This window comes from Corynebacterium hansenii, assembly GCF_030408795.1.
GTDB lineage: Bacteria > Actinomycetota > Actinomycetes > Mycobacteriales > Mycobacteriaceae > Corynebacterium > Corynebacterium hansenii.
In genome coordinates this window covers 910,459-923,753 of sequence record NZ_CP047211.1, presented here as the reverse complement: position 1 = coordinate 923,753, position 13,295 = coordinate 910,459, and the positions used below count along the sequence as shown (strand labels likewise).

12 protein-coding genes are annotated in these 13,295 nt (G+C 70.5%); 4 read left to right on the top strand and 8 right to left on the bottom strand.

What is annotated here, in order from left to right; genetic code table 11:
• Positions 1-262 precede the first annotated feature (262 nt).
• From CHAN_RS04135 to CHAN_RS04125, 3 genes are all read right to left on the bottom strand, one after another.
• Positions 263-1,564, bottom strand: coding sequence for an alpha-amylase family protein (locus CHAN_RS04135; RefSeq protein WP_290292086.1), 1,302 nt, complete (start codon positions 1,562-1,564; stop codon positions 263-265).
• A 16-nt stretch (positions 1,565-1,580) separates the two neighbouring features.
• The gene (locus CHAN_RS04130) at positions 1,581-3,164 is read right to left on the bottom strand and encodes a M20 metallopeptidase family protein (protein ID WP_290292084.1); all 1,584 of its coding nucleotides are present in this window, start codon (positions 3,162-3,164) and stop codon (positions 1,581-1,583) included.
• Positions 3,165-3,313: 149 nt separating this feature from the next.
• Positions 3,314-4,756, bottom strand: a complete 1,443-nt coding sequence (locus CHAN_RS04125; protein ID WP_290292083.1) for a M18 family aminopeptidase — start codon at positions 4,754-4,756, stop codon at positions 3,314-3,316.
• Positions 4,757-4,826: 70 nt separating this feature from the next.
• Between CHAN_RS04125 and CHAN_RS04120 the strand changes: the two genes are divergently transcribed.
• The 3 genes from CHAN_RS04120 to CHAN_RS04110 all read left to right on the top strand — a co-directional run bounded on the left by CHAN_RS04120 (position 4,827) and on the right by CHAN_RS04110 (position 7,348).
• Positions 4,827-5,795, top strand: coding sequence for a patatin-like phospholipase family protein (locus tag CHAN_RS04120; protein ID WP_290292081.1), 969 nt, complete (start codon positions 4,827-4,829; stop codon positions 5,793-5,795).
• Between the two features lie 414 nt (positions 5,796-6,209).
• Entirely contained in the window at positions 6,210-6,461 is a 252-nt protein-coding gene (locus tag CHAN_RS04115) for a HigA family addiction module antitoxin (RefSeq protein ID WP_048742818.1), read from the top strand.
• A gap of 167 nt (positions 6,462-6,628) precedes the next feature.
• The gene (locus CHAN_RS04110) at positions 6,629-7,348 is read left to right on the top strand and encodes a hypothetical protein (RefSeq protein WP_290292077.1); all 720 of its coding nucleotides are present in this window, start codon (positions 6,629-6,631) and stop codon (positions 7,346-7,348) included.
• A 289-nt stretch (positions 7,349-7,637) separates the two neighbouring features.
• Here the strand turns inward: CHAN_RS04110 and CHAN_RS04105 are convergent, their stop codons facing one another.
• Positions 7,638-8,258: a hypothetical protein gene (locus CHAN_RS04105; RefSeq protein ID WP_290292074.1), complete on the bottom strand. Its 621-nt coding sequence runs from the start codon at positions 8,256-8,258 to the stop codon at positions 7,638-7,640.
• A 182-nt stretch (positions 8,259-8,440) separates the two neighbouring features.
• Between CHAN_RS04105 and CHAN_RS04100 the strand changes: the two genes are divergently transcribed.
• Positions 8,441-8,920 carry a DUF1877 family protein gene (locus CHAN_RS04100; RefSeq protein WP_290292073.1) on the top strand — a complete coding sequence of 160 codons (480 nt, stop codon included), beginning with the start codon at positions 8,441-8,443 and terminating at the stop codon, positions 8,918-8,920.
• A gap of 96 nt (positions 8,921-9,016) precedes the next feature.
• Here CHAN_RS04100 and CHAN_RS04095 read toward each other — a convergent pair whose 3' ends face one another.
• The 4 genes from CHAN_RS04095 to CHAN_RS04080 form a co-directional block, all read right to left on the bottom strand.
• Complete coding sequence (locus CHAN_RS04095) at positions 9,017-10,540, bottom strand: DUF6114 domain-containing protein (protein ID WP_290292071.1); 1,524 nt, start codon at positions 10,538-10,540, stop codon at positions 9,017-9,019.
• Positions 10,530-11,102: a DUF6230 family protein gene (locus CHAN_RS04090; protein ID WP_290292069.1), complete on the bottom strand. Its 573-nt coding sequence runs from the start codon at positions 11,100-11,102 to the stop codon at positions 10,530-10,532. The genes CHAN_RS04095 and CHAN_RS04090 overlap by 11 nt, the downstream gene beginning before the upstream one ends.
• A gap of 164 nt (positions 11,103-11,266) precedes the next feature.
• Complete coding sequence (locus tag CHAN_RS04085) at positions 11,267-12,055, bottom strand: DsbA family oxidoreductase (protein ID WP_290292067.1); 789 nt, start codon at positions 12,053-12,055, stop codon at positions 11,267-11,269.
• 138 nt (positions 12,056-12,193) lie between these two features.
• Positions 12,194-13,267, bottom strand: a complete 1,074-nt coding sequence (locus CHAN_RS04080) for a bile acid:sodium symporter family protein (RefSeq protein ID WP_290292065.1) — start codon at positions 13,265-13,267, stop codon at positions 12,194-12,196.
• Positions 13,268-13,295: the final 28 nt, after the last annotated feature.

Here is a 13,295-nt window from a genome sequence, read left to right as displayed (position 1 = left end):
CCGGAGCGTGCGCGTCGTCGTTTTTCGGCGGCCCCTCTTCTCCGCCCGCGCAAACTCCCGGGGCACCAATGGCTAACCCACCCCGAATGCGCAGACCCACCCGCTGTAGCGGGTGGGTCTGCGCATTCGGGGTGGGTTTACGCGAGGGGGTGGGCACCCGCCGGCGCCGGCGCGTCCCAGGTACCGCGGTGCTGCGGTACCGCGGCGCTGCGGTGCTTCGGTGCCCCGGTATCCGGCGTTCGCAATCTCCGGGGCATGACGGCTACGGGCGCGGGTAGCGGAATTCCACGTTCTCGCCTTCGCGGACCACCGCGGAGGGCTTGCCCGTAACCTCCAGTTCGATGGTCAGGGTGCGGCCGTCGGCGGTGACGTCGTAGGTGATGCGCTCGTTGGCGATCGACGTGACGGTGACCCGGCCACGGTGGAGCCACGGGTGGCGGCGGCGCAGCGCGATGAGCCGCTGATGGGCGGTGTGCACCCACGCGCCCAAGGTGGACAGCTCCGCGGGCGTCGCCGGGAAGGACGGCCGGACCTGGTCGTCGCCGCCGAAGCGGTCCTCCTTCACGCCGGTGTAGCCCTGCTCGTCGCCGTAGTAGATCAGCGGGATGCCGCCGACGGTCATGAGGATCACCAGCGCGAGCACCGCCTTGTCCTGGCCGACCTGCGATGCGATGCGGGTGACGTCGTGGTTGCCCACGAAGGTCACGGGAACGAAGGATTCCAGGAACGTGTCGTGGCGGCCCAGCGTCCACTGGAGCTCGAAGAAGTTGTGCTCCTTCAGCGACGACCACGTGGCCTTCCACAGCTCGTACTCGGTGACGGAATCCATGGTCGAGCGGCCGACGATGTCCACGTAGTCGCCGTGGATGACCTCGCCGTAGATGAACGCGTGCGGGAAGTCGGCGCGCACGGACGCAAGTACGCCGGACCAGAAATCCGGGTCGACGGCATAGGCGGCGTCGAGGCGCCACCCGTCCACGCCGCGCTCCAGCCAGTGCCGCATGACCGATTCGACGAATTCGGCGGTCTCCGGCGCCCGGTGGTCGAATTCGACCAGATCCAGGTGCCCCTCGAAGCAGGGGGCGGTGGGCCGGTCACCCGAACGGTCGACGTCGAAAAGCTTGGCGGCGTCCGAATCGGGGTCCTCCAGTGCCTCGCGGAACATCGGCGCGTCGGAGGACAGGTGGTTGAACACGCCGTCGAGCAGGACCTTGATGCCGCGTTCGTGGGCGGCGGCGATGAGGCGGTCGAAGGCGGCGTCGTCGCCCAAGCGGCGGTCGATGCGGAAGTAATCGAGGGTGTCGTACCCGTGGGTCGCCGATTCGAAGACCGGGCCGAGCTGCAGGACGTTGAGCCCCAGCTCCTGCACGTAGTCGAGCCAGCCGGTCAGGTGATCCAGCCGGGCGCCGTCGGGGGCGTGCCCGTCGGCCGCCACGGCCGCTCCCGCCGCCCCGTCCGCACCGGTCCCGTCGCCGTGGATCGGGGCGCCGGTGAAGCCCAGCGGGTAGACGTGCCAGCCGATGGCGTGCCCGATCCAATCGGGCGCGGGATGCGAATCGCTCATGCCCCCACGTTTACCATCACTCCTTGCCGTCGAGCGCCGCATCCCGCGCCCGACCTGCGGCTTCCTCGGAAATGAAGGGCTGCTGCACGCCCGGCCCGCCGTCGGGCGCCGACCGGCTGCCGTCGAAGGTGCCGGCCTTCGCGGCAGCCTCGATCACGCGGTCCCGCTCGGCGTCGGGGGCACCGGCCGCACCGCCCATTCCGGCCCCGTCGGCGGCATCCGCCGCGTCGCGGAACTCACGACGGTCCCGCTGCTCGCCGGCCTTCGACTCCGGCACGCCCAGCCCCGGGGTCGCCGGGCGGGGCGGGATGGTGCCGGCGGCGGCCATCCCGGCCGTCTGCTCGGGGCGCGGCGGCGGGGAGGGCAGGCCGGGGGCCAGCGCGTCGAGCGCGATCTGCACCTCCACCTTCACGCCGGCGGACATGGCGCGCTCGGCGACGTCGTAACGCGAATTGTGCAGGAAGTACGGCATGCCATTCTCAGGCCCACCGCCGCCGAGGAACATGTAGCAGCCTGGCACCTCGCGCGAGAAGTACGAGAAGTCGTCGGACGGGGCCCACGGGTCGGCGTCGAAGACTCGGGCGGGGCCGATCGCGCGGGTCGCGGCGTGCCAGGCGCGGTCGCTGGCCAGGTCTGCGTTGACCACCATCGGGTACGGCGTCTGCCATTCGAAGCCGGCGGTGGCGCCGTGGGCGTGGCAGATGCCGGTGACCAGGGTCTCGATGCGCCCGCAGATCGACGCCCAATCGTCTTCGTCGACGGAGCGGATGGACACCTCCAGCCATGCCTCGTCGGGGATGACGTTGCCCGCTTCGCCGCCGTGCAGCGAGCCGACGTTGACGATGTTCATGTGCCGCGGATTGAGGTTGCGGCTGACGATAGTGTTGAGCATGACCGTCACTTCGCTGGCGACCAGCACCGGGTCGACGGCCAGCTGGGGGCTCGACGAATGGCCGCCGCGCCCGCGGATGGAGATGGACACGATGCCCGACATCGTGGACACGCGACCGCGGCAGATGCCGACGTGCCCGATGGGGTGCGGGGCGACGTGGAAGGCGTAGACCTCGTCGAGGTCGTCGGCGGCCCCATGGGCGACAAGTTCGCGGGCGCCGCCGGGCAGCATTTCCTCGGCGTGCTGGAACAGCAGCTTCACCCGGCCGTGCAGGCGGTCGCGCATGCCCTGCAGGATTTGGGCCGTGCCCAGCAGCATGGCGGTGTGCACGTCGTGGCCGCAGGCGTGCATGACGCCGGCGTTCTGCGACGCGAAGTGCAGGCCGGTCTCCTCCTTGATGGGCAGCGCGTCGATGTCGGCGCGGTAGCCGATGGTCCGGCCGGCGGCGGGGTCGCCGGCGGTGCCGACGATGGTGCCCACCACGGACGTCGGCGTCAGCCTGACGGTTTCGATGCCCCATTCCCCGAGCAGGCCCTCGATGAAGTCGGCGATGGCGTATTCCTGGAAGCTCAGCTCGGGGTGCTGGTGGAGGTGCCTGCGCCAGTCGATGATGTCGCTCAGCGGGACGTCGATCGTCGCGGCGGGCCCGTTTGCGTGCCCCGCCGAGGGGGCGAAGGCCATGCCTTCGTGCGTGCGTGGGTCCGTCATGGGGCGGGTCCTCGTCTGCCTCTGCGCCCGCGGCCGGGTGCCGCGGGTCTCGCTTGGCGACGGCCGGCGTGCGGCACGTCGCCGTGCCACCGACACTATGCGGGGGCGAACCACCCGTGCCACCGCTGCGGGGCGGGTTCGCCCGGATTTCAGGCGCCCGCCCAGTAGGCCCCGATGATCCGCGCCAGCCACCAGGGGTCCTTCACGCCGCACATCTCGCGGGGCGAGTGCATGGACAGCATCGCGGCGCCGACGTCGACGGTGGCGATGCCCAACCGCGTCGCCGTGATCGGCCCGATGGTCGAGCCGCAGGGCCTCTGGTTGGACGACACGAAGTACTGCACGGGGATGGTCTCCCCCGCCTCTTCGGCGGCCGCGGCGGCGACGCGCTCGAACATGCCCTGGCCCACGGCGTCGGTGGCGTAGCGCTGGTTGGCGTTGATCTTCAGCACCGGGCCGCCGTCGAGCACGGGCAGGTGGCCGGGCTCGTGGTCGCCGACGTAGTTCGGGTGGACGGCGTGGGCGCCGTCGGCGGAGATGCACGACGAGCGGCGGAACATGCGCTGCATCCCGTCGGCGTCCGCGCCGGCGGCACCGGCGATGCGGCGGAGCACGTCCTCCAGAAGCGGCCCGGCGGCGCCGGTCGTGGAGGCCGAGCCGACCTCCTCGTGGTCGAAGGCGACCATCACCGGGATGTCGGCCGAAGCCGATGCGCGGGCCGGGCCGTCGTCAAGCAAACGCTCGAAGGCGACCAGGGAGGAATGGACGCTGAGCAGATTGTCCAGGCGCCCGCAGGCCAGGAACTCGCCGTCGGCGCCGAAGATGCGCGGTGGCTGCGTGTCGCAGGTGATCAGATCCCAGGCGACGAGGTCCTCGGCGGTGACCCGGGCGCCCGCGGCATCATCCGGGGCCGCGGAATCACCGGCGCCCGCGTTGACGGCGGCGGCGAGCATCCGCGCGAAGGCTCCGGCGTCACCCGAATTGCCGATCACCGGGGTGGTGTGCAGCTGCTTGTCCAGCTTCAGGCCCTGGTCGTTGACGCCCCGGTTGAGGTGGATGGCCAGCTGCGGGATGCGCGCCACCGGGCCGGTGCGGGCGAGGTGCACGCGACCATCGCGGGTGACGGCGCGGCCGGCGAACTCGATCTCGCGGTCAGTCCACGCCCCGATGAGCGGGCCGCCGTAGACCTCCACCGCAACCTGCGCGTAGCCGGCCGCACCCGCGTCCGGATTGGGCTTGACCCGGAAACCCGGCGAGTCGGTGTGGGAGCCGACGATGCGGAACGACGCGGAAGCTGCGGCGCCGGACGTCGAATCGTCGGCGTCGCCAAGCCCCTCCGGCACGACCCACGCGACCGCCGCGCCACCGCGGACCAGGACATACGCCCCCGGCGCGGAGGGCCACGCGTCGGCCTCGTCGATGCGCGTCGCCCCGGCGGCCGTCAGGCGGCGCGCGACCTGTTCGGCTGCGTGATACGAGCTCGGCGAAGCGACGACGAAGTCCATCAGATCCGCGAGATGATCCCCGGCGGAATCCCACGGGGCGCGGGCCCCGGAAACGGCGTGTGCGGTGCGGTCATCCGAAGAGTTCATGTCCCCATCATGGCGCAAACGCCGGCGATACCGGCACGCCCCCGGCCAATCACCGTTACCATCGCGCAGCATGGGAGAACGGGCACGCGAAACCACGGCAATCGACGCAGACCCCCGCACGGCCACGAGGGTCGGCGGGGACGGCGCCGAGCGCATCGCGGCGCCGAACGTCGCGCTCGTGCTCGAGGGCGGAGGCATGCGCAACTCCTACACCGCCCCGTGCATCGAGGTGCTGCTGCGCCACCGCGTCGACGTCGGCTGGGTCGGCGGCATCTCCGCCGGCGCCACCATGACGGCCAACTACCTGTCCGGGAGCATCCCCCGCTCCCGGGCGACGTTCACCACGATGACCAACAACCGCGAGTTCGGCGGGTGGGGCAGCTTCGTCCGCGGCCGCGGCTACTTCAACGCGGAGTGGATCTACGAAAAGTCGCCGCTGGTGCCCACCGCGGGCATCGACCCGTACCCCTTCGACCGGTTCCTGTCGTCGGCGACGGAGATGCGCATCGGCTCGGTGCGGGCGGACACCGGCGAAAACGTCTACTGGGGCCGCGACGACGTCGACTCGCTGCAGACGCTGATGAAATACGTCCGCGCCTCGTCGACGCTGCCCGGGTTCATGGTGCCGCCGGTCATCGACGGGGTCCGCTACGTCGACGGCGCACTCGGGCCCTCCGGCGGAATCCCGCTGCAGATCGCGGAGCAGGACGGGTACGACAGGTTCCTGGTGATCATGAGCCGCGAGCGCTCGTACGTGAAGCCCCCGGTGACGCGGCCGGCGATGATGCGGCGGATCTTCCGGCGCAACCCCGCCGTGGCCGAGGCGATCATCGCCCGCCCCGAGCGGTACAACGCCACCCGCGCCCGGCTTTTCGAGCTCGAGCGCGAGGGCCGCGCGGTGCTGTTCTTCCCCGACGAGATGAAGATGTCCAACCGCGAGCGCGACCTGGCCAAGCTCAGCGCCGCCTACGGCGCGGGCCTGGCGCAGGCCGAGCGCGACTGGCCGAAGTGGCGGGAGTTCTTCGAGTCGGAGGGCTGATCGCGGGGGCGGAGCCGGGCCGATGTGGACGGAGCCGGGGCGATGTGGACGGAGCCGGTCGATCGGGGCGGAGGCGTTTTGCGGCCGCTGCGGACCCGCCGTCGGTGGCTCCGCGGGGGCTGCCGCGGGCCACTGTGGGGCCGCTTCGGGCCGCCGCGCGCCGTTGACCGAAACGTGACCATGCGGGGTACCGCAGGACAACACCGATACCCCCTCGCCACACCCGTAACAGGGTGGCGGAAAATCGATGCGTGACAAATCGCCCCAGCGTGCCGTAGCTTCACGCAGAACGCCTGGGGCCGTTACCGATTCGTTTTGAAACGTATCGCCCGCGTCACACGATGAAGTAATTGAGACCCAGATCTCATCCGGGTACGGCTCCGTCGTACCGCCTCCAATTTGAATGGTTCGCCCATGACGCTTCCGACGAACGCCCCCAACCCCGGCACGGTCCTCCACGACCGTTTCCTCGCTCCGCTGGGCCTCGACGCCCCACAGCTGGCCGCCGCCACCGGCCTGTCCACGGAGCTGATCAACGGCGTGCTGGCGGGCACCGAGCGCGTCGACGACGAAATCGCCGCCTGCCTGGGCGACTTCCTGGGCACCGACTCGCACTTCTGGCTGGAGCTGCAGCGCCACGCCGACCGCGGCCTGCTGACCGCCTGACCCCGCACCACACGCTCCCGCCGAGCCGGTGCCACGTGTTCCCGCCGAGCCGGCACCACTAGTTCCCGCCGAGCCCGCGCCACGCGCTCCCGCCACCCTGCCCCACCTCGGCACCGAGGCACCCCCGAGCCCACCGAAATGCCTCGTCACGGGCGTAAACTGGGTTCATGCGCGAACTATCCGAGGGCACCATTTCCGATGCCGTCGCCGCCTACCGCGGTTGCGGCCCCGACGAGCCGTTCGCCGACGGCTCCGACCCCGACCGGCTGCGGCACCTCTCCTGGGACATTTGCCGCCTGCACTTCGCCGGCGCGAAACTGTCGGGCAAGCGCAAACAGCGCGAGCGCAACGGCCTGCACATCGCCGCCTACTTGGCCGCGCAGGGCCTCATCCAGGGCGCGTCTCCCCTGCTGACCTCGTCGAACGCCATGGTCTTCGAGTCCGCCGCCGACGTGCTGGCCGCGCACGCGAAGAAGATCGCCGGCCTCGACGTCGACGCTTACGCCAAGAGGAAGAAGCGCGGGCGGCTGCTCGACGCCCACCGCGAGCTTTCCGACGTCCTGGTCCCCGGCGCCGACGGCACCGCCACCGCGGCGTCGCGCACGCTGATGGGCGCGTTCGGCTGCCTGCCCGGGTTCGGCGCGAGCTTCGCCCGGGCAATGGGCGACCTCGCGGGCGGGGACGTCCCGAATGCCGCGTTCGCCACCCCCAACGATGCGTCTCTGGCATTCCTCCACCGCTTCTGGTCCGCGCACCGCGATGAGATAGATGAACTCGCCAGGCGGATCACCGTCGTCGACGTCGCGAAGCGGCGCCGCACCGACATCGGCATCGGCCGCGCCCGCGTTCTGGAGATGTTCGCCGAGCGATGGGCCGCCGACCTCTAGGCCCCCCTTCGGCTTTTCGACGCCCACGGGAGTCGAGCCACCCGGCCACCGCAACCCCGGTCGCAGACCCACCCCGAATGCGCTGACCCACCCGTTACAGGGGGTGGGTGTACGCATTCGGGGTGGGTTAACCAACCGGCGGCGGGTTCAGGGCGGGTTAACGCGCCCGCGGCGGGATCTGGGGGGGTTAACGCGCCGGCGGCGGGTTCAGGGCGGGGTAACGAGCCGGCGACGCTCCGCCGACCTCTGGCCCCTCCGGCTTAGCGACGCCCGCCGATCAACGGGGACTTCAGCAGGGGCTGACGTATTCGGCGCGGTCGCTCAACACCCTCGCGTTGCCGCCGGTCCTCGCCGCCGCACTGCACAGTGCACCCGTGTCGTTCCCGTAGTCGACGTACACGGCGTAGACGTCGGCGCCGTCGACCCGCGACCGCAGCGACGGGCACGCGCCCGGGACGGTGAACTCGCTGCCCGGGTTGCGGTCGAGCGCCGCACCGATGGAGCTGCGCGCATCATCCCCGGGGTGGACGAGCACGGATTCCAGGATCAGGATCCCCCGCGAGTCGCACGACGGGGACGAGGCCCGCACGGTTCCCGATGACGTCGGCGCGCTGGTGGCGTACCCCATCGGGTTGTCGGAACCCCGCATCCCGGTGTCCCCCGCGTTCTCATTCGCGCGCGTGGCCTGCGGGTGCCGCGTGGGCTCCGGCCGGTTTCCCGCGCCGTCGGCGGGGCGCTCGACGATCGACGTGACGGTCACCGGCCCCTCGTCCGCGGCGGACGGCTGCTCCGCTCCCGAGCGACTGGCGTCGATCGTGACGCCGCACCCGGTCACCGCGATCGCGGAGAAAACCGCCGCGGCCGCGAGGGCCGGGCGATTGCGCCGATGGGGGAATGCGAAGCGGATCATGCATTCACCATATGGTTTCCCCGTCGAAACGCCATCCCGCCGCTTCGCCGGGGCCACCCGCGGGCCGGGCGACTCGGGGACGGTGAATTCTCCGACCCGGCTGCCCGTCGCGTCGGCGGCCGTCGCAAAGCCCGGTCCCCTAGACTCGTCTGCCCAACCGTCCGAACGGAGAGGATGACGCGATGCCGATGGGAATGTGCGCCGAATACGTGCGCCTGGGCGACGACGAGATCGCCGAGCTGCGCAAACTCGCCGAAGCCGGCGATGACCGGGCGACGGGCGAGGTGATCTTCGGGTATTTCGAGGCCGTCGGCGAGGACGCCGCGTTCGACCTCGACACCGCGTGGGAGGACGTGCTGCTGGCGCTGACCGGCAATCCGCTGGACGGGCAGACGGTCGGCGATCCGCTGGGCGAGTCGATCCTCGGCGGCGAGCGAGTGTGCCGCGAACCCCTGACGTCGGTGCTCGAACCGGGCCGCGTCGGCGAGATCGCAGAGGCGCTGCGCACCGTCGACTTCGACGCGCGGATGAGCGACAACGGCGTCGCCGCAACGCTTTCCGACGACGACGCCGCCGACCTGCGCCGCCGGTTCTCCGAGCTCGCGGGGTTCTACGGCGGCGCGGCCGACGCCGGTTCGGCCATGCTGGTGACCATCGCCTGATCGGCGGTCCCCGGGGGGCAGTGTCGGCCCCGGGACCGTCGCGGTCACGGGGCCGTCGCGGTCACGGGGCCGTCACGGGCCGGCCGCGCGGGTGGATCAGGCGATCCTCGCCGACGGCGGCAGATCGAGTTCGTCCGACCGGACGATGAAAGTCTCCAGGCTGACGTTGCGCATGATCAGCTCGTCGCTGAGCTTGTCGGGCAGCCCGAGGGACTTCGCGCCCAGCGCCTTCAGCGCGTTGTCGTCGATCCACCGGGCGTCGATGGTGATCGGGATCAGCTCGGCGGATTCGGCCGCCGGCGTGACCGTGAGCGACCGGACGATGATGTGGAAGTTGCCGGTCAGCGTCGAAATCTCGCCCGGGCCGGTGGTCATGCCGATGTTCGACCCGTCCACCGCCAGCCCCAGGTTGTCCAGCACGACGCGGTCGGCGTCGAATCGGAGCGCCTGCACGACCTCGCCCGACGGGACGGTGACGGCGGTTTCGGACAGCCGCACGTTGCCCAGCATCCGCACGGAATCGGCGGTGATGGTTTCCATCGTGTCCGACACCGCCAGCTCTCCCTCGCGCGGGGCGGGCGGGTCGTTCAGGGTGATCCCCGCGACGCCCTCCTCCGAACCGGAAGACCCGGGCAGGTCCGGCAGGATGTCGCTTGGCGACGGCAGGCCTTCCCCGCCGGGCAGCGCCGGAGCCGGGAGCGGCCCCTCGGGTGCGGCGGGCGGCATCAGCTGGTCGGGGATCCCCGGGATCCGCCAGGGTGCGGGGGCGGCCCACGCCGCGGGCGGCGTCACGGCGGGGGTGCCCGCAATGGCTCCCACCAGTGCCACGGCGGCGGCGATCGACGCCGCCCCCTGTGCACCCCGGCGGCCGTTGGAGCGGCGGGACTTCTTCTCGGCCTTGTCGGCCTTCATGGCCTTTTTGGCTTCCTTGGCTTCGGCCTTGCTCTTGGGCTTGTCCTTGGCCCGACCTTTGCCTTTGGCCCTGCGCTTGCCGGACTTGCTTTCCTCGGCCTCCGGCTTCTCCTCCGGGCTCCACGACAGCGCAAGCGCGCCGCCGACGAGGGCGAGGCCCGTGCCCAGGATGAAGCCGCCGAAGTTCGAGGTCGGCAGGGCGACGATCGCCAGGATCAGGGCGGTGACGCCGGTGAGGATGCGCACGTCGCCGCCGCGCCACGTCAACACGCCGCAGACGATGAGCAGCACGCCGATGAGCAGCGTCGAGACGCCCGAGATCGTAGCGATGTTGATCAGGATGCCCTGGATCTCGATGGTCAGATAGGTGGGCGTGAGGATCACGGCGCCGCCGAGGATCATGCACAGGCCGGCGCCGAAGGGGCGCTCCTTCCGCCACTTGGTGAAGGAGCGGCCGCGCGGACCGTCGGACGTGGCTTGGGCGGAAGTGTCGACGTCGGCATCTGCGTTTGTTGCCGGCGCCGCTGCGGTGGCAGGTTCGGCACTCGATTGGGCGGCCGGAGCGGGATACTGATCCGCGGCAGCTGCGTGAGACTGCCCCGCGGCCGCAGCGGGAAACTGATCCGTGGCGTCGGCGTCGGCGCGGCGATTGCCGGCGGGGCCGTACGAGGGGTCGTTGAAGGGTCCGGGATTCGCGTCAGCAGCCACCGTTCTCCCCGGTTTCGATTGTGATCTTCGCCCCGGCGATGGTCAGCGAGTCCGCCGCCACCGACGTGGCCAGGAGCTTCTGGTCCTGGACCACCATCTGCGTGGCCGCCAGACCCCAGCTGCCGGGATTGGCCCGGCCGTCGACCTGGTGGGCGTCGATGCCGATCTGCGGCTTGTACAGGGTCAGGGCACCATTGATGTCCGTGGCGCCGATCAGGAGGTTGTCCGCCGCGAAGTTCTTGCCGGGGACGACGAGCTTGAACGTGGCGTTGCCGACGCCGGGGATCTCGCCCAGCGGCGCCGACATGCAGACGTTGGTGCCCGAGGCGTCGCCGAAACGGAGCTTGGACACCCCGGCCTGGCCCTCCCCGACCTTCTCGGGCCCGACGAACAGGCTCGACTGGTCGCCGACGAGGTCGTCGACGGTCATCTTCATCACGGTGCCGGACAGGGCGAGGTTGGCGGAGATGCCTCCCTGCGCCATGGCGACGCCGGTGCCCGCCGCAACGATCAAGCCTCCCGCGAGGATCCCGATGAATCTGGCCTTCTTCACATGTCCCATTCGTCCGCTCACTTCCGGTTGACTCGGCGTCGTCCTCCGAAACTGACCGGTTCCGGAGACGGCGACATGTTTCTTTTGCGGGGACTATATAAGTGAGCGGGCGCGACTAGGCCGAATTCGGGAAAAAGATTTCGGCGGATATAAAATTTTCCAGGTCAAGGGCACTAAATCTGCTGCTGCACGGAGCAGGAGCCATCCGAGCAGTCGGGGTTTCCGGCGGCGCCGGGGGCCGTGGCGTCACCGGCTGCGTCGTTCTCCACCCCCGCCTCCCGCGATCGGGCATCGCCCCCATCCTCGGCGTCCTCCTTCTGCGACTCCACCCACGCGGTGTCCAGTGCCTGACGGAACACCGCGACCGGCTGGGCGCCGTTGACCGCGAACTTGCCGTCGAAGACGAAGAAGGGCACGCCGGAAATGCCCAGGCCCTGGGCGATGGTCATGTCATGGCGCACGTCGAGCGAGTATTCGTCGGACGCGAGCATGGCGGCTACCTCGTCGCCGGGCAGCCCGATCGACTCGCCGACCTCGCGGAGCACGGCATGGTCGGACACGAGGCGACCGTCGGTGAAGTACGCCTTCTTCAGGGCTTCGTCGGCTTCGTCGTCGAGGTCGCGGTCGGATGCCATCGCGGCCAGCCGGTGGGCGTCGAAGGTGTTGCCGGCCTTGGCGTCGCGCCAGTTGAACTCGAGGCCGACCGCCTCGAACTGCGCCGCGATCTGCTCCTGGGATTCCACGGCGGCCTCGAACGGGATGGAGTACTTCCGGGCGATCATCTCGGGAACCGTCTCGGAGGACTCGGCGGCCGCGTTGGGATCGAGCTGGAACGCCCGCCAGAGGATCTCCACCTCGGCGTCGGGATGCTCGGCGCGGAACTCTTCTAGGGCTCGTTCCAGGTGCCGCTTGCCGATCCAGCAGAACGGGCAGACGACGTCGGACCAAATATCGATGCGCATGACCCGTGCAACGGCACCGGGACCCGGGGAATTCCCGGGGAGCGTTACCCGAGCGCGTCGCCGGAACGCGGACTCGCACCACTCGGGCCACCGCGCGTTGGACTACTGCACCTCGAACTGTTCCGGCGCCGGTTCCGCCTACTCCGACGACGTTTCCGCGGCGCTCCGCTCGGCCGTCCCGCTCTCCGCCGCGGGCCGCTCAGCCGCCTTGCGCTCGGCCAGCTTGCGCGCGCCGGCGGCGAAGATGGCGCCGGCGACGTTGTGCCACACCGCGGCGATGGCGCCGGGGATCGCGGCTTCGGGCGCGAAGAACTTGCCCGACATGCCCGACGCCAGACCGGCCGACTGGGTGGAGACCTCGATGGCGGTGGTGCGGCAGGCCGCCGGCGGGAGCTTGAGCACCCGCGCGGTGGCGTAGCCGAGCACGTAGCCGAACAGGTTGTGCAGGATCACCGCGCCGATGACCAGCAGGCCCACGGTCCGCAGGGTGTCGGCGGACTTCGCCACGGCCGGGAACACCACGGCGCCGATGCCGAGGATGGACAGCCACGGCAGGATCGGCAGCAGCTTGTCGACGACCTCGTCGAACAGCACGCGGATGACCAGGCCGCCGAGGACCGGGATGAGCACGGTCTGGGCCAGCGTCCACGCGATGCCGGCGCCGTCGACGGGGGTCTCCTCCCCCGCGAGCAGCAGCATGATGATCGGCGTGACGATCGGCGACAGCAGCGTAGACACCGACGTCATGGCCACCGACAGCGCCACGTCCCCCTTGGCCAGGTACGCGATGACGTTGGAGGCGGTGCCGCCCGGGACGGAGCCGAGCATGAGCAGGCCGATGGCGAGCATCGGGTTCAGTCCGAGCATCTTCGACACGGCGACGGCGGCCAGCGGCATGATCACGAACTGGCCGACCACGCCGATGGCGATGGGCCAGGGGCGGCGGGCGACGACCTTCAGGTCGGGGATGGTCAGCGTCAGGCCCATGCAGAACATGATCACCATCAACGCGTACGTGATGTACCCGCCGATGGGCACGAACGGTTCCGGCACGAAGAAGGCGATGACGGCGCCGATGAGGATGAACGCCGGGAACGCGACGACCGCGATGGCGGCGGAACGCTCCTCGGCCCGGTTCTCGGCGTGCCCGTTCTGCTCCGTGGCCGGTGCACCCGACGGGTCGTGCGGAGGGTTGTGGTTGAGCATCGTCATGCGTCCACTATATGAGACGTAAATCCCA